15 protein-coding genes are annotated in these 15,169 nt (G+C 73.7%); 3 read left to right on the forward strand and 12 right to left on the reverse strand.

Annotated features, from left to right (window positions below):
- Positions 1–72 precede the first annotated feature (72 nt).
- Positions 73–291: a hypothetical protein gene (locus tag ABD345_RS06350; protein ID WP_344550798.1), complete on the forward strand. Its 219-nt coding sequence runs from the start codon at positions 73–75 to the stop codon at positions 289–291.
- Here ABD345_RS06350 and ABD345_RS06355 read toward each other — a convergent pair.
- From ABD345_RS06355 to ABD345_RS06390, 8 genes are all read right to left on the reverse strand, one after another.
- Complete coding sequence (locus ABD345_RS06355; RefSeq protein ID WP_344550799.1) at positions 278–1,054, reverse strand: enoyl-CoA hydratase; 777 nt, start codon at positions 1,052–1,054, stop codon at positions 278–280. The two genes, ABD345_RS06350 and ABD345_RS06355, sit on opposite strands and share 14 nt — an antisense overlap.
- Positions 1,055–1,151: 97 nt before the next feature.
- Positions 1,152–2,228 carry an enoyl-CoA hydratase/isomerase family protein gene (locus ABD345_RS06360; protein ID WP_344550800.1) on the reverse strand — a complete coding sequence of 359 codons (1,077 nt, stop codon included), beginning with the start codon at positions 2,226–2,228 and terminating at the stop codon, positions 1,152–1,154.
- 119 nt (positions 2,229–2,347) lie between these two features.
- On the reverse strand, positions 2,348–2,527 hold the full coding sequence (locus tag ABD345_RS06365) for a hypothetical protein (RefSeq protein WP_344550801.1): 180 nt from the start codon (positions 2,525–2,527) through the stop codon (positions 2,348–2,350).
- Positions 2,528–2,749: 222 nt separating this feature from the next.
- The gene (gene fahA / locus ABD345_RS06370) at positions 2,750–3,967 is read right to left on the reverse strand and encodes a fumarylacetoacetase (protein ID WP_344550802.1); all 1,218 of its coding nucleotides are present in this window, start codon (positions 3,965–3,967) and stop codon (positions 2,750–2,752) included.
- The gene (locus tag ABD345_RS06375; protein WP_344550803.1) at positions 3,964–4,776 is read right to left on the reverse strand and encodes a hypothetical protein; all 813 of its coding nucleotides are present in this window, start codon (positions 4,774–4,776) and stop codon (positions 3,964–3,966) included. The genes fahA and ABD345_RS06375 overlap by 4 nt, the downstream gene beginning before the upstream one ends.
- Entirely contained in the window at positions 4,755–5,942 is a 1,188-nt protein-coding gene (locus tag ABD345_RS06380; RefSeq protein WP_344550804.1) for a homogentisate 1,2-dioxygenase, read from the reverse strand. Before ABD345_RS06380 ends, ABD345_RS06375 begins: the two co-directional genes overlap by 22 nt.
- A gap of 34 nt (positions 5,943–5,976) precedes the next feature.
- Positions 5,977–7,188, reverse strand: a complete 1,212-nt coding sequence (gene hppD, locus ABD345_RS06385; RefSeq protein WP_344550805.1) for a 4-hydroxyphenylpyruvate dioxygenase — start codon at positions 7,186–7,188, stop codon at positions 5,977–5,979.
- Positions 7,189–7,321: 133 nt separating this feature from the next.
- Complete coding sequence (locus ABD345_RS06390; RefSeq protein ID WP_344550806.1) at positions 7,322–8,632, reverse strand: phosphoribosyltransferase family protein; 1,311 nt, start codon at positions 8,630–8,632, stop codon at positions 7,322–7,324.
- 141 nt (positions 8,633–8,773) lie between these two features.
- Here ABD345_RS06390 and ABD345_RS06395 point away from each other — a divergent pair, with 141 nt between their 5' ends.
- Positions 8,774–9,217 carry an SPW repeat protein gene (locus ABD345_RS06395; protein WP_344550807.1) on the forward strand — a complete coding sequence of 148 codons (444 nt, stop codon included), beginning with the start codon at positions 8,774–8,776 and terminating at the stop codon, positions 9,215–9,217.
- A 150-nt stretch (positions 9,218–9,367) separates the two neighbouring features.
- On the opposite strand, the gene ABD345_RS06400 is transcribed toward ABD345_RS06395, so the two are convergent.
- Complete coding sequence (locus tag ABD345_RS06400) at positions 9,368–10,792, reverse strand: class II fumarate hydratase (RefSeq protein WP_344550808.1); 1,425 nt, start codon at positions 10,790–10,792, stop codon at positions 9,368–9,370.
- Between the two features lie 182 nt (positions 10,793–10,974).
- Between ABD345_RS06400 and ABD345_RS06405 the strand changes: the two genes are divergently transcribed.
- Positions 10,975–12,147 (forward strand): acyl-CoA dehydrogenase family protein, encoded by a 1,173-nt coding sequence (locus ABD345_RS06405; protein ID WP_344550810.1) that lies wholly within the window; start codon positions 10,975–10,977, stop codon positions 12,145–12,147.
- Positions 12,148–12,197: 50 nt separating this feature from the next.
- Here ABD345_RS06405 and ABD345_RS06410 read toward each other — a convergent pair whose 3' ends face one another.
- From ABD345_RS06410 to ABD345_RS06420, 3 genes are read right to left on the reverse strand one after another with little or no spacing between them, the layout of a single operon-like run.
- Positions 12,198–13,346: a caspase family protein gene (locus ABD345_RS06410; RefSeq protein WP_344550811.1), complete on the reverse strand. Its 1,149-nt coding sequence runs from the start codon at positions 13,344–13,346 to the stop codon at positions 12,198–12,200.
- Complete coding sequence (locus tag ABD345_RS06415; RefSeq protein ID WP_344550812.1) at positions 13,330–13,830, reverse strand: effector-associated constant component EACC1; 501 nt, start codon at positions 13,828–13,830, stop codon at positions 13,330–13,332. Before ABD345_RS06415 ends, ABD345_RS06410 begins: the two co-directional genes overlap by 17 nt.
- A gap of 6 nt (positions 13,831–13,836) precedes the next feature.
- The gene (locus tag ABD345_RS06420) at positions 13,837–15,147 is read right to left on the reverse strand and encodes a serine/threonine-protein kinase (RefSeq protein ID WP_344550813.1); all 1,311 of its coding nucleotides are present in this window, start codon (positions 15,145–15,147) and stop codon (positions 13,837–13,839) included.
- Positions 15,148–15,169: the final 22 nt, after the last annotated feature.

Raw genomic sequence — 15,169 nt, forward strand, 5'->3', positions numbered from 1 at the left:
CGGGAGGGCCGGCGGCTGACCGCCCTGCTGGAGGCCGACCGGGAGGCCGGACGGGATCTGCCGGACGCGGTGGTGGCAACGGCCCGGCGCACCGCCCTGATCGGCAGCTCGGTGGCCGAACTGCCGTCCCTCGTCGCCGGGTTCGGCGCTCCGGCGCTCAACCCCGGTGAGCCGTGGGCCGATCGGGTGCCGGCCGACCTCGCCGCCGCCGGCGTACCGGCCGACGGCCAGGGCGGTCGCGGCGGCGCTCGCCGGCCGGGGCGGGGCGTGAGCGGGCTCAGCCGTTGGTGAAGGCGGCCGGGCGCTTCTCGGCGAAGGCCGCCATGCCCTCCTTCTGGTCGGCGGTGGCGAAGGCGGCGTGGAACAGGCGGCGTTCGAAGCGGACGCCCTCGGCGAGGGTGGTCTCGAAGGCCCGGTTGACGGACTCCTTCATCATCACGGCGGCGGGCAGCGACATCGCGGCGACGGCCTCGGCGACGGCGAGGGCCTCCGGGAGGAGCTGCTCGGCGGGGACGACGCGGGAGACCAGGCCGGAGCGCTCGGCCTCCTCGGCGCCCATCATCCGGCCGGTCAGGCACAGGTCCATCGCCTTGGCCTTGCCGATGGCGCGGGTCAGCCGCTGCGAGCCGCCGATGCCGGGGATGACGCCGAGCTTGATCTCGGGCTGGCCGAACTTGGCGGTGTCGGCGGCGATCAGGACGTCGCAGAGCATCGCCAACTCGCAGCCGCCGCCCAGCGCGTAGCCCGCGACCGCGGCGACCACCGGCTTGCGCAGCCGGCCCAGCTCGTCCCAGGGGCCGAGCCAGTCGTCGAGGTAGACGGCGGGGAAGCGGTTGTCCTGCATCTCCTTGATGTCGGCGCCGGCCGCGAACGCCTTGGCCGAGCCGGTGACCACCAGCGCGCCGATCCCCGGGTCGCGGTCGAACTCCTTGGCGGCCGCCACCACTTCGGTCATCAGCCGGGTGTTGAGCGCGTTGAGCGCCTCGGGCCGGTTGAGGGTGATGATGCCGACCCGGCCCTTGCGGTCCACCAGGATCGTCTCGTACTCGGTCATCGCCGCTTCTTCCTCTCCACGCCGAGCGGAACCTCTGCCGCTGGATACGATCTCCGAACGCCGCCCCGGATGCCAGTCTCGACAGGCGAGACGATGGTCACCCCGCGCGCCCCAGGCCCAGGTCACCGCCCTCGGGGGTCTCGAAGAAGCGGGCGACGTCGGCGGCGGTGACCTGCTCCAGGGCGGCGGGGTGCCAGTGCGGGTCGCGGTCCTTGTCGACGACCTGGGCGCGGATGCCCTCGACCAGGTCGTGGTGGGCCAGCGCGGCGCAGGAGATCCGGTACTCCTGGTCCAGGGTGGCGGCCAGCGTGGGCAGTTCGCGGGCCCGGCGCAGCGCGGCCAGGGTCACCTTGAGCATGGTGGGGGACTTGCCGAGCAGCTGTTCGGCGGCGTCCTTCGCGGCGGGCAGGCCGGTGGCGCGCAGCCGTTCCAGGATCTCCTCGACGCTGTCGGCGGCGTAGCAGTGGTCGATCCACCCGCGCTGGGCGGCGAGTTCGGAGGCCGGGGCGGGGGCGGGGGCGGCGAGCGCGGCGACGGTGGCGGCCGGGTCCTCGCCCGCGGTGAGCCGGGCGGTGAGGTCGGGCAGCGCGGCGGAGGGCAGGTAGTGGTCGGCGAAGCCGCAGTGCAGGGCGTCGCCGGCGGTCATGGTGGCGGCGGTGAGGCCGACGTGGGTGCCGAGCTCGCCGGGGGCGCGGGCCAGCAGGCGGCTGCCGCCGACGTCCGGGACGAGGCCGATCCGGGTCTCCGGCATGGCGACGGCGGAGCGTTCGGTGACGATCCGGACGCCCGCGTGCCCGGAGAGGCCGACGCCGCCGCCCATGGTGATGCCGTCCATCAGCGCGACGTACGGCTTGGGGTAGCGGGAGACCAGTTCGTTGAGCGGGTACTCGACCCGGAAGAACGCCCGGGTGCCCGCGCCGCCGAGCTTGGCGTCGTCGTGCACGGCGCGGATGTCGGCGCCCGCGCACAGGCCGCGCCCGCCCGCGCCGGTGAGCAGGACGGCGGTCACCGCGTCGTCCCCGGCCCAGTCGTCGAGGGCGGTGCGGACGGTCTCCAGCATGGCGCGGGTGAGGGAGTTCAGGGCGCGCGGCCGGTTGAGGGTGATCCGGCCGAGCGGGCCGCTCCGTTCGATCAGCACGTCCTGCTGGGTGCCCTGGCTGTCGGGGGTGTTCATGGCCGCCGCTCCCGTCCGTTCGGATCGTCCGAAGACCTCTCCGGTACGAAGATCTTCCGGTGCACCGTACCGGGCCTGCCCGGCGGGTCGGCGGGCCCGGTACGGCGGCGGGGCTCCGCTCAGCAGGGGCGCAGCGGCATGGCGAGCAGGACCGGGGAGGCGGGGGCGAGCGGGCGCGGGGCGAAGCCGCACAGCTGCACGGGGTGCGGGACGATCGGGAGCGCCTGGGCCTGCGGGACGGGCATCAGCAGGTTGGCGGCGGCGAGCGCGGCTCCGCAGACCAGGGTGCGCAGCTTCATCATCGGGTTCCTCCGGGGAAGAGAGTCGTCCTCGAACGCGGGCGGCCGCCCCCTTCGGCGCCGGGCGTGGGCGGCCCGGCTCGGGGGGAGGACACCGGTCCGGTGTCGGGACAACTTCTAGTGGCGGAGGGGTTCGCGGCGGTGGAACCTCACCCGTTCGGCGGCGTGCTGCGGACGCGCCATTGACGGTTCGGGACCGTCGCGGGCGCGTCCGCAGGCGGGTCAACCGGTGATCGTTCCGGTGACCTCGCCGAACCCGACCCGCAAGCCCCCCGGCCCGGGGGCGGTCGCGGTGATGGACACCAGGTCGCCGTCCTCCAGGAAGGTGCGCCGGGTGCCGTCGGGCAGCTCCAGGGGGTGCTCGCCGTTCCAGGTGAGCTCGATCAGCGCGCCCCGGGTGTCCGGCTCGGCGCCGGAGACGGTGCCGGAGGCGTACAGGTCGCCGGTGCGCAGGCTCGCGCCGTTGGCGGTCAGGTGGGCGAGCTGCTGGGCAGCGGTCCAGTACATGGTGGCGAACGGCGGCCGGGAGACCGGGTGCCCGTTCAGCGAGACCTCCAGCGCCAGGTCCAGGCCCCAGGGCTCGGCCTTGCGGTCGTCCAGGTAGGGCAGCGGCTCCACGTCGCGCTCCGGCGGGGCGACCCGGGCGTGCCGCAGGGCGTCCAGCGGCACCACCCAGGGGGAGAGCGAGGTGGCGAAGGACTTGCCGAGGAACGGGCCGAGCGGCACGTACTCCCACGCCTGGATGTCGCGCGCGGACCAGTCGTTGAGCAGGCAGACGCCGAAGACGTGCTCCTCGAAGCCGTCCAGCCCGACCGGGTTGCCCATCGAGCTGGGCGTGCCGACCACGAAGGCGACCTCGGCCTCGATGTCCAGGCGGCGGGACGGGCCGAAGTCCGGCGCGGCGTCGGCGGGGGCCTTGCGCTGGCCGTGCGGGCGCACCACCGGGGTGCCGGAGACCACGACGGTGCCGGAGCGGCCGTGGTAGCCGATCGGCAGGTGCTTCCAGTTCGGGGTCAGCGGCTCCTGGCCCGGGCGGAAGATCTTCCCCAGGTTGGTGGCGTGGTGCTCGGAGGCGTAGAAGTCGACGTAGTCGGCGACCTCGAACGGCAGGTGCAGCCGGACGTCCGCCAGCGGCAGCAGGCAGGGCTCGACCGCCGCCCGGTGCGCCGGGTCGGTCAGCCAGGAGGTGAGCGCGGTGCGCACCGCCTGCCAGGTCGGACGGCCGGAGGCCATCAGCGGGTTGAGGCCGTCCGCGTCCAGCAGCGCGGACGGCGCGCCGATCGCCCGGGCGGCCGCCCCGGCGTCCAGCACCGCGTCCCCGATCCGGACGCCGATCCGCCGCCGGCCGGGCCGGTCGGCGGCGGTGAACACGCCGTAGGGGAGGTTGTGGACGCCGAACGGGGAGTCGGCGGGCAGGTCGAGCCAGGTGGTGGTGCTCACGGGGTCTCCAGGAGGCCGAGTCGGGCGAGGTCTTCCAGCGGCTCGGTGATGCTACAGGTGCCGAACGAGGTGAACGAGGCCCGGATTCCGGTCACTTGACGCTCCGTCAGGGACTCGACGGCGGTGGCCAGCCGGGCGCCGTCCCGCTCGGCGAGCAGCTCGACGGCCTGCGCACGGTCGGAACTCCCGGCCGCCAGCAGCAGGTTGAGGAAGCCGTGGTGCTCGTAGCCGGTGCCCAGGTCGGTGTGCCGCACCGCGTTGTGCAGCCCCGCCGTGCACTTGTACGGCAGGGCCCGCTCGGCGCAGCCCAGCAGGAAGGCGGCCAGCTCGGTCACCGACGGGAAGGCGGCGTAACCCAGGCCGCCGGTACGGTACTTGGCGCGGTAGCGGGTGCCGGCCAGGGCGTCCAGGCCGTCCTCCAACCGCTCCGAGCGGGGCAGCTCGACGGCCGCCCCGACGCCCGCCGGCAGCAGCGCGTCCAGCTCCGCCACCGCTGCCCGGACGTCCTCGCCCGCCGCGTACTCGACGGTGGCGACCCGCAGGCCGTCCGCCGCCTTCAGTGCCTCGGCCAGCCGGCCCGGGCCGACCACCAGTCCGATGGCGAACTCCGGTTGCAGTGACCGCAGTTCGGCCAGCTTGTCGACGGGGGCGAGCAGCGGGCCGACCGCCGCCGCGGACCAGGCGGCGCGGTGCGCCCGGTGCGCGGGGACGGCCTCGGCCAGCGGCAGGTCGCCCGGCGGGAAGACCGCCGCGTCGTCGAACAGCCCCCGGTACAGCTCGGGTACGTTCATCGCCTCGCCCAGGTCCACGCGTAGTTCGGGTCCTCGCTGGCGGTGGCGGCTTCGCCGAGCTCCAGCGGGCGGAAGGTGTCCACCATCACCGCCAGCTCGTCGAAGAACTCCACGCCGATCGAGCGCTCGTAGGCGCCCGGTTGCGGGCCGTGGGTGTGGCCGCCGGGGTGCAGCGAGATCGACCCCTGTCCGATGCCGGAGCCCTTGCGGGCCTCGTAGTCGCCGCCGCAGTAGAACATCACCTCGTCGCTGTCCACGTTCGCGTGGTAGTACGGGACGGGGATCGACAGCGGGTGGTAGTCCACCTTGCGCGGCACGAAGTTGCAGATCACGAAGTTGTTGCCCTCGAACACCTGGTGGGTCGGCGGCGGCTGGTGCACCCGCCCGGTGATCGGCTCGTAGTCCGCGATGTTGAACGCGTACGGGTACAGGCAGCCGTCCCACCCCACCACGTCGAACGGGTGGTGGGGCACGGTGTACCGCGTCCCGGCCACGCCGCCCGGGCCGCGGTGCTTGACCAGCACGTCCACCTCGCCGCCCTCGACCAGCAGCGGGCCCGCGGGGCCGCGCAGGTCCCGCTCGCAGAACGGCGCGTGCTCCAGGAGCTGGCCGAACTTCGACAGGTAGCGGCGGGCCGGGGTGATGTGGCTGTTCGCCTCGATGCAGTACGCGCGCAGCGGCCCGTCCCCGGTCGGCACCCAGCGGTGGGTGGTGGCCCGCGGGATCAGCACGTAGTCGCCCTGCCCGACGTCCAGCGTCCCGAACACCGTCTCCAGCACGGCCGTTCCGGACTCCACGTACACGCACTCGTCGCCCAGCCCGTTGCGGTACAGCTCGCTGGGCGCGCCCGCCGCGACGTAGGAGATCCGGACGTCCGCGTTGCCGAGGACGAGCCGGCGGCCGGTGACCGGGTCCGCCGACTTCCACTCCTCGCCGGGGAACAGCTCGTGCAGCTTCAGGTGGCGGGGGAGCAGCGGGAGGTTGGCGGTGGTCGCCTGGCTCGGCAGCTCCCAGACCGCGGCGGCCGTCACCGCCGACGGGATGTGCCGGTGGTACAGCAGCGAGGAGTCCGAGGAGAAGCCCTCCTCGCCCATCAACTCCTCGTAGTACAGGCCGCCCTCGGGGGTGCGGTGCTGGGTGTGCCGCTTGGGCGGCACCGAGCCCAGCTGCCGGTAGTACGCCATCGCCCTGGTTCTCCCTGTCGTCCGTGCCTCGCCGTCAGAGGTTGCCGCGCCGGTCCTGCTCGCGCTCGATCGCCTCGAACAGGGCCTTGAAGTTGCCCTTGCCGAAGCCCAGCGAACCGTGCCGCTCGATGAACTCGTAGAAGACCGTCGGCCGGTCGCCGATCGGCTTGGTGAAGATCTGCAGCAGGTAGCCGTCCTCGTCGCGGTCCACCAGGATGCCGCGCGACTGCAACTCCTCGATCGGCACCCGGACGTGGCCGATCCGCTCGCGCAGCTCCGGGTCCTCGTAGTACGAGTCCGGGGTGGACAGGAACTCCACGCCGCGCGAGCGCAGCACGTCCACCGTGGTCAGGATGTCGTTGGTGGCCAGCGCCATGTGCTGGCAGCCCGGGCCGGTGTAGAACTCCAGGTACTCGTCGATCTGCGACTTCTTCTTCGCCACGGCCGGCTCGTTCAGCGGGAACTTCACCCGGTGGTTGCCGCTCGCCACCACCTTCGACATCAGCGCCGAGTAGTCGGTGGCGATGTCGTCGCCGACGAACTCCGCCATGTTCACGAAGCCCATCACCCGGTTGTAGAACGACACCCACTCGTCCATCCGGCCGAGCTCGACGTTGCCCACCGCGTGGTCCAGCGCCTGGAACAGCCGCTTCGGCGCGCCCTCCGGGCGGACCACCGTCGACTCGCGGGCGACGTAGCCCGGCAGGTACGGGCCGGTGTAGCGGGAGCGGTCGACCAGGGTGTGCCGGGTCTCGCCGTACGCGGCGATGGCCGCGCGGCGCACGGTGCCGTGCTCGTCCGTGACGTCGTTCGGCTCCTCCAGGATCGTGGCGCCCTGGGCGCGGGCGTGCGCGATGCACTTGTCCACGTCCGGGACCTCCATCGCCAGGTCGACCACGCCGTCGCCGTGCCGGCGGTGGTGGTCCAGCAGCGGGCTGTCCGGCGACACGCCGCCCTTGATCACGAAGCGGCAGGAGCCCGAGCGCAGCACGAACGCCTTGCGGTCCCGGCGGCCGGTCTCCGGGCCCGAGTACGCGACCAGCTCCATGCCGAACACGGACTGGTAGAACTGGGCCGTCTGGGTCGCGTTGCCGACCACGAAGACGACCGCGTCCTGAGCGGTCACCGGGAACGGGTCGGTCGAGGCGTCGTACTCCACCAGGCCCACCAGGGTGCGCAGCTGCTCGGCCGTCAGACCGGCCTGCAGCTCCTCGGGGGTCAGTTCAACAGCGGCGTCGGCGGTCATGGGGCATTCCTCCACGTCGAGGTCGGTTGCGCAGAGCTTGCTCCTGCTCGGGGAGGTGGGCAACAGGTCCGGATCCGGCTGCTCAATGTGTACAAGATGAGCAGTGCCGGGGTGCTTCGACTGTACGGATTGCTCAACGTTCCGGGCTCCCGCTCCCTTCGCGGGCGGGGAACCAGCGGACGAACCAGTGCGCGGCCAGGTCGGCCACCGCCGCCAGCGCCCCCGGCTCCTCGAACAGGTGCCCGGCGCCCGGGACGACCTGCAGCGCGCTCTCGCCGCGCAGTTCGGCCCGGGCCCGCCGGTTCAACTCCACCACCTCGGCGTCCGCGCCGCCCACGATCAGCAGCACCGGGGTGGTGACCAGCGGCAGGCGCGCCCGCGCCAGGTCCGGACGCCCCCCGCGCGCCACGACCGCCGCCGGGCCGGCGACCGGCTCGGCCGCCGCCCGCAGCGCCGCCGCCGCGCCGGTGCTCGCCCCGAACCAGCCGTACGGCAGGCCCGCCAGCGCGTGGTGCCGCCGCACCGCCGCCGTCGCCCCGGCCAGCCGGCCGCCCAGCAGCCCCGGGTCGAACACCTTCCACGGCTCCGCCGCCTCCCCGGGCGTCAGCAGGTCGAACAGCACCGTCGCCAGCCCGGCCCGCCGCAACCGCTCCGCCACCGCCCGGTTGCGCGGACTGCCCCGCCCCGAACCGCTGCCGTGCGCGAACAGCACCACGCCCAACGGGTCCGCCGGCACCGCGAGTTCGGCCGGACCGGCGGCCAGCGGCAGCTCGTACCCGGTGGCCCCCGGCTCCCGGGGGAGCTCCAGCGCGGCCAGCACCTCGGCGTCCGTGGTCTGCCGGAAGTCCCGGTAGGACTCGCCGACCGCGCGGAAGCCCTCCGGCGTCCGCACCGCCAGGTACGCGTCCGCCGCGTCGCCCAGCCGCCCCGCCCAGTCGGGCGGGGCCACCGGCACCGCCAGCACCACCCGCGCGGCCCCGCGCGCCCGGACGATCCGGCAGGCCGCCAGCGCGGACGACCCGGTCGCCACCCCGTCGTCCACCACCAGCACCGTCCGCCCCGCCAGCGGCACCGGCGGCCGCCCCCGGCGGTAGGCCGCCGCCCGCCGGGCCAGCTCGGCCCGCTCGCGCGCCTCCACCGCGGCGAACGCCTCCGGCGTCACCCCCGCCGCGTCCACCACCTGCTGGTTGACCACCCGCGCGCCGTCCTCGCCGACCGCGCCCATCGCGACCTCCGACTGCCCCGGGACGCCCACCTTGCGCACCACGCACACGTCCAGCTCCGCGCCCAGCGCGGCGGCCACCGGGGCCGCGACCGGGACGCCGCCGCGCGGCAGGGCGACCACGACCGCGCCGCGCAGCTCCGGGGCCGCGGCCAGCAGGGTCTCGGCGAGGCGGCGCCCCGCGTCCGTCCGGTCGGTGAAGTGCGCGGCGGTGAAGTCCATGTCGAGAGCCTCTCCACCCTCCACGGTACGCGCCCCGGTAAGGAAAAAATAAGGACAAACCCGTGGGTAGCGTTACATACCGCCCGGGACGGGTAGCGACCAATTGGACCCGTACGTCCCGACTACGAGGAGGTGGTCCCGGTGTCGACCCACATGTCGTCGGGCATGGAACACCATCCGGACATCCTGGCCCTGCGTGAGCACGCGGAGCGCGTCACATCCACCACGGCCGGACAGGGCACCGAGGCCCTCGCCATCTGCGCCGGCCTCTTCCTGGCGATCTCCCCCTGGGTGGTCGGCTTCTCCGGCTTCACCGGCCTGACCATCAGCAACCTGGTGCTCGGCATCGCCTACGCCGTCCTGATGGCCGGCTACGGCTCCGCCTTCGGCCGCACCCACGCCCGCGCCTGGGCGTGCGTCGCGATCGGCGCCTGGACGATCATCGCCCCCTGGGCGGTCAACGGCGGCGCGCACGTCCGCCGGACCATTTTGACCAACGTCATCACCGGCGGAGTCATGACCTGCCTGGCCCTGGCCGCGGTGAGCATGGTCGTCACGGGGATGACGGCGCGCCACAGCAGGTAGGAGGAACCAGGGGCTCGGGGAACGGCGGGTCCGTGCTGCTGCGTGCAGTAACAGAACCGGAAGCCGGTGCGCGCTCCGGCGGTGAACCTCTCGCAGCCACGGCCTCGCCGTTCCCCGAGCCCCTGATTCGTTCCTCTTCGCTGCTCCCGGCTATTCCGGGCGGGTCATCCGCAGGACGTCCAGGGCCTCGTCGAGTTGGGCCTCGGTGAGCAGGCCGCGGTCGACGTAGCCGCGGTCGAGGACCACCTGGCGGATGGTCTTGCGTTCGGCGAGGGACTGCTTGGCGACCTTCGCCGCTTCTTCGTAGCCGAGGTAGCGGTTGAGGGGGGTCACCACGGAGGGGGAGGACTCGGCGTACTCGCGGGCGCGCTCCGCGTTGGCGGTGGTGCCGGAGACGGCGCGGTCGGCGAGCAGGCGGGCGGAGGTGGTGAGCAGGCGGATCGACTCCAGGACGTTGCGGGCGATGACCGGGAGCATCACGTTGAGTTCGAAGTTGCCGCTCGCGCCGGCCACCGTGACGGTGGTGTCGTTGCCGATCACCTGGGCGGCGACCATCAGGACCACCTCGGGCAGGACGGGGTTGACCTTGCCGGGCATGATCGAGGAGCCGGGCTGGAGGTCGGGGAGGTTGATCTCGGCGAGGCCGGTCCGCGGGCCGGAGCCCATCCAGCGCAGGTCGTTGGCGATCTTGGTGAAGCCGGCGGCGATCGTGCGGAGCTGGCCGCTGAGCTCGACCAGGCCGTCGCGGGCGCCCTGGGCCTCGAAGTGGTTGCGGGCCTCGGTGAGCGGGAGGCCGGTGGCGCGGGCGACCTCGGCGATGACGGCGGCGGAGAAGCCGGGCGGGGTGTTGATGCCGGTGCCCACGGCCGTTCCGCCGAGCGGGAGTTCGGCGACCCGGGGGAGCGTCGCCCGCAGCCGCTCGACGCCGTACCCGACCTGGGCCGCGTAGCCGCCGAACTCCTGGCCGAGGGTGACCGGGGTGGCGTCCATCAGGTGGGTGCGGCCGGACTTGACGACCGCCGCGAACTCGGCGGACTTGGCCGCCAGGGCCTGCGCCAGGTGCTCCAGGGCCGGGACCAGCTCGTGCAGGACGGCGCCGGTGGCCGCGACGTGGATCGAGGACGGGAAGACGTCGTTGGACGACTGCGAGGCGTTGACCTGGTCGTTGGGGTGGACCGGGCGGCCCAGCCGCTCGGCGGCCAGGGTGGCGATCACCTCGTTGGCGTTCATGTTGGACGAGGTGCCGGAGCCGGTCTGGAACACGTCCACCGGGAACTGGTCGTCCCAGCGGCCCTCGGCCACCTCCTCGGCGGCCGCGCGGATCGCCGCCGCGGTCTCCCCGTCCAGTACGCCCAACTCGGCGTTGACGGTGGCCGCCGCCGCCTTGATCCGGGCCAGCGCCGCGATGTGGGCGCGCTCCAGGCGCTGCCCGGACACCGGGAAGTTCTCCACCGCGCGCTGGGTCTGCGCCCGCCACTTGGCCGCCGCCGGGACGCGCACCTCGCCCATCGAGTCGTGCTCGGTCCGCCACTGCCGGTCCTGCTGTCCGTGCTGGTCCTGCTGTCCGTCCGCCATGGTCGGTACACCTCCTGGACCGGTCAGCCTTCCACGGGCGCCGGGCATTCCCGGTGCGCCGCCGCCGTGTGTCGCGGCCGGGTCGCCCCCGTGGCGCCCTTGACCGGGCGGCGTACCGACGGGTAGGGACAGCGGTGGCACACCCGCCGCACACCCGCCCGCACCCTCCGAGGAGCCCACCCATGGCGACCGCCCCCGACCCGCTCGACCTGCTCGGCGTCGACGAACTGCTCACCGAGGACGAGCGGCTGGTCCGCGACAGCGTCCGCGCCTTCACCGACCGGCACGTCCGGCCGCAGCTCGCCGACTGGTACGAGCGGGGCACCTTCCCGGTGCGCGAACTCGCCCCGGAACTCGGCAGGTTGGGTGTCCTCGGGATGCACCTGGAGGGCTACGGCTGCACCGGCTCCACCGCCACCGAGTACGGGGTGGCGTGCATGGAGCTGGAGGCCGCCGACTCGGGGCTGCGCAGCTTCGTCTCGGTGCAGGGCTCGCTGGCGATGCGCTCGGTCCACGCGTTCGGCTCGGAGGAGCAGAAGCTGCGCTGGCTCCCGGAGTTGGCCGCCGGGCGGGCCGTCGGCTGCTTCGGCCTGACCGAGCCGGAGGCCGGCTCCGACCCGGCCTCGATGCGCACCCGGGCCCGGCGGGACGGCACCGACTGGGTGCTGGACGGCGCCAAGGCGTGGATCACCAACGGCTCGGTCGCCGACGTCGCGGTGGTCTGGGCGGCCACCGAGGACGGCGTGCGCGGCTTCCTCGTCCCGCGCGGCACCCCCGGGTTCACCGCCCGGGACGTGCCCGGCAAGCTCTCCCTGCGCGCCTCGGTGACCAGCGAACTCGCCTTCGACGGCGTCCGGTTGCCCGCCGACGCGGTGCTGCCGCAGGCCCGCGGCCTGCGCGCCCCGCTGTCCTCGCTCGGCGAGGCCCGCTACGGCATCCTGTGGGGCACCGTCGGCGCCGCCCGGGACTGCTACCGGGCCGCCGTCGAGTACGCCCGCGACCGGGTCCAGTTCGGTCGGCCGATCGGCGCCTTCCAACTCACCCAGGCCAAACTCGTCGAGATGGCGATGGAGTTGGAGAAGGCTTACCTGGTCGCGGTGCGGATCGGCCGGCTCAAGGACGAGGGCCGCGCGCAGGCCGCGCACATCTCCTTCGGCAAGCTCAACAACGTCCGCGCCGCGCTGGAGATCGCCCGCACCGCCCGCACGATCCTCGGCGCCAACGGCATCACCACCGCCTACCCGGCGCTGCGGCACGCCAACAACCTGGAGTCGGTGCTCACTTACGAGGGCACCGCCGAGATCCACACCCTGGTCCTCGGCGAGGCGATCACCGGCCAGCCCGCCTACCGCTGACCGGAATTCGCCGGTCGCGGGCGCCGGGGTCCGGTGGCCGGGCCGGTGCGTCAGGCGGGCGGGGCGGGCGGGCGGTGTTCGAGCCGGTTGAGCGCGTGCTTGAGCACCTCGCACGCCTGCAGGTGGTTCCCGGCCTCTTGCAGGAGGTCGGCGAGACGGCGGCAGACCAGGATCGCTTCCGGCCCGAACGTGTGGTGGGTCCGGTGGAACGCCTGCTCCAGCACCTCGATGGCCTCGCGGACGTTGCCCGTCTCGGCCAGGAGGTCCGCCAGTTCGAGCTGCACGGTCAGGGTGCTGCCGTCGCTGCCGCCGGACAGGCTCTCCTGGAGGGCGAGCCGCAGCACCGGCAGCGCGTCGCGGTTGCGGCCCACCGCACGGAGCAGCCGGGACAGGTTGAGCCCCGCCACGGCCAGTGCCGAGCGGACATCGGCGTCCAGCACCGGGCCCGCCACCGTCCCCGGGCGGGCGGACCGGGCCCGGTTGCGCACCAGTGGCAGCCGGCCGACGTGGTTCTCCTGCACCGACTGGGGCTGCGGACGGTTCTTCGCCCGCAGCCGGACCCGCAGTTCCTGGTAGAGGGTGTCCAGGTCGAGCAGTTCGGGCCCGTTCGGCAGGCCGTTGCGCAGCAGGTGCAGCAGCTCTCCGGTGAACGCGGTGTGCGTCTCGCCCTCCGGCGACAGCGCGACCCGGTTCCCGGGAGAGGCCGCCAGCACGTAGGCCCCGTCGATCGCGGCCTGCGAGGTGAGCGCGTCGCCACCGCCCATGGCACGGGCGGCCCGGCCGCTGAAGCAGCAGTCGAGCACGACGATCTTGCGTTCGGCCTTGGACGCGCGGACAGCGGCCCGTACGTGCTGGTAGGCGACCGCGGTGTAGCCGACGTTCTCCCGGGACCGGTTCAGCGCCAGGTACAGGTCGGCGGAGTCGGCGTCCCGCAGGCCGTGGCCGCTGAAGTACACCACCAGGGTGTCGGTCGCCTCGTCCCCGGCCCGGTGGACGGGGTCCAGCACCGCGGAGACGTCCACGGGCTCCTCGACCACGGTGCAGTGCTGTTCGGGCAGCCCCCACACCAGGACGTCGCGGAACGCCGCGGACAGGTCGCGGAGGTTGGCCGTGACGGCGGGCAGTTGCTCAAGGTGCTGGTAGGAGGCGCTGCCGATGATCACCGCCCGGGAGGCCGAGGGATCAGGCAGACTGCTCATCGGCGCGGTTCTCGGTGGTCGTGGCGGTCGACGGGGCCGGGGCGGTCGACGGGGCCGGGGCGAGCGAAGGGGCCGGGGCGGGCGACGGGGCGGGCGGCGGGGCGGGCACACCCGCCACCAGGGCCGTCAGGGCGCGCACCGTCGCCTCGTCGTGCGGGCCTCCCGCCGGGATCTCCAGCTCCAGGGCGCCTCTGCGCAGCACGAGCGCGGTGGGCCGACGGCGGGCCTCCCGCCACTGGAGCACCGACACCGACAGCGCCCCCGCCGACAGCGCCGAACTGACCAGGAGTTGGACGACGTCGAAGACCCCTCCGCCCATCCGCCCGGGCTCCGTCGGCTCGCCGCTCGGCCCGCCGGCCACCACCCGGGCCCGGACGGTCCGCGACAGTTCGTCGTCGGTGCTGATCCAGCGGAGCAGGGAGCGCAGCGCGTCCTCGGTGTCGTCACCCGCGTCCACGGTGACGGAGATCTCGTACTCGGACATCTGCGGCTAGTTCCCTTCCTCGGAGGTGCGATCGGTGATCTGGGCCAACAGGTGGAGGGCCTGAGGTGCCGCTCCGAGCGCGGACAGGCAGACCGCGTGCCAGAACTGTGCGGCCAGTGTGGTGGGGTCGGTCGGGCCGAACGCCTCGGTGCAGACCTGGGTGAGCGCATCCAGCATGTAGGCCGCCTCCGAGTGGTCCCCGCGCTGTGCCAGGGCGACGGCCTCGCGCAGCCGGGTGGGGGCGTCCGCGGTCGAGGCCAGCCTCAGCCGGGTGGCGGGGGACAGCGTGGCCGTCCGGGAGACCGGGGACGGCTCCCGCAGCGCCAGGGGCTGTCCGCCGCGCGAGTAGGAGCGGCTCGTGGAGCGCAGGGAGACCACGGCCGGCCGGGCGAAGCCGGAGGGGTCCGCCCGCTCGTCGGGCGGCCGCTCCAGGACGGACATCCTCACCAGGGCGCCCAGTGCCACGCGGTCCGAATCGCTCGGACGCGTCAGGTGTTCGAGCACCTCGGCGGCGGAGGCCGGACGGTCCTCGGCCCGCAGCGCGGTCAGCCGGTCGGCCAGCGCGGCCAGGTCGCCGGGGAGGTCCGGCCTGCTGTCGGCGAGTGTCGGCACTCCTTGGTTCACGAGCCGGAAGAACAGGCCGGCGAGGTTGTCCGTCTGTTCGAGCGGCGGCCTGCCGGTGAGCATGTGATGCAGGATCACCCCGACCCCGTACAGGTCGGTGCGCTGGGTCGGGCGCTCTCCCCGGACCACTTCCGGCGCCAGGTACTGCGGAGTGCCGAGCACCGATCCGGCTGCGGTGATCATCGACGCCTCGACCAACCGGGCCAGCCCGAAGTCCTGCAGCACCACCAGGCCGGCCGCGGTGACCTGGACGTTGTGCGGTTTCAGGTCACGGTGCAGCACACCGGTCCGGTGGACCGCGGCGAGAGCCGAGCAGATCGATTCGACCACCACCCGGACGGCGCCGGGTGGCAGCGCTCCCCGGGCTTTCACCAGCACGCCCAGGTCCAGCCCGTCGAGCAGTTCCATCACCAGGTACGACGTGCGCCTGAAGACCCCCACGTCGTGCAGGGCGACGACATTGGGGTGACTGGCCCGGGCCATCGCCATCGCCTCCCGGCGGAAGCGCTCGTCCGTGTTGTCGTCGGGCGAAACCGAACCGTGCATCAGCTTCACGGCGACCCGGCGCCGCAGCAGCAGGTCCTCCGCCTCGTAGACGGTGCCCATGCCACCGGAGCCGATCAGCCGTACCAGCTGGTAACGGTCTTCGACGGTCTCGCCCTGCAGTTCCTGATGCCCCCACGGCAGTCCCACGCCTGCGATGCTCCCCCACGGG

Source organism: Kitasatospora saccharophila (assembly GCF_039529925.1).
GTDB classification, from domain to species: domain Bacteria; phylum Actinomycetota; class Actinomycetes; order Streptomycetales; family Streptomycetaceae; genus Kitasatospora; species Kitasatospora saccharophila.

What these genes read in the sequence shown, in the direction of transcription:
- ABD345_RS06405 (WP_344550810.1), top strand. Translation starts at nt 10,975, where the DNA reads ATGGCGACCGCCCCCGACCCGCTCGACCTGCTCGGCGTCGACGAACTG.
- ABD345_RS06380 (WP_344550804.1), bottom strand. Translation starts at nt 5,942, where the DNA reads ATGGCGTACTACCGGCAGCTGGGCTCGGTGCCGCCCAAGCGGCACACC.
- hppD (WP_344550805.1), bottom strand. Translation starts at nt 7,188, where the DNA reads ATGACCGCCGACGCCGCTGTTGAACTGACCCCCGAGGAGCTGCAGGCC.
- ABD345_RS06360 (WP_344550800.1), bottom strand. Translation starts at nt 2,228, where the DNA reads ATGAACACCCCCGACAGCCAGGGCACCCAGCAGGACGTGCTGATCGAA.
- ABD345_RS06355 (WP_344550799.1), bottom strand. Translation starts at nt 1,054, where the DNA reads ATGACCGAGTACGAGACGATCCTGGTGGACCGCAAGGGCCGGGTCGGC.
- ABD345_RS06365 (WP_344550801.1), bottom strand. Translation starts at nt 2,527, where the DNA reads ATGAAGCTGCGCACCCTGGTCTGCGGAGCCGCGCTCGCCGCCGCCAAC.
- ABD345_RS06400 (WP_344550808.1), bottom strand. Translation starts at nt 10,792, where the DNA reads ATGGCGGACGGACAGCAGGACCAGCACGGACAGCAGGACCGGCAGTGG.
- ABD345_RS06390 (WP_344550806.1), bottom strand. Translation starts at nt 8,632, where the DNA reads ATGGACTTCACCGCCGCGCACTTCACCGACCGGACGGACGCGGGGCGC.
- ABD345_RS06410 (WP_344550811.1), bottom strand. Translation starts at nt 13,346, where the DNA reads ATGAGCAGTCTGCCTGATCCCTCGGCCTCCCGGGCGGTGATCATCGGC.
- ABD345_RS06415 (WP_344550812.1), bottom strand. Translation starts at nt 13,830, where the DNA reads ATGTCCGAGTACGAGATCTCCGTCACCGTGGACGCGGGTGACGACACC.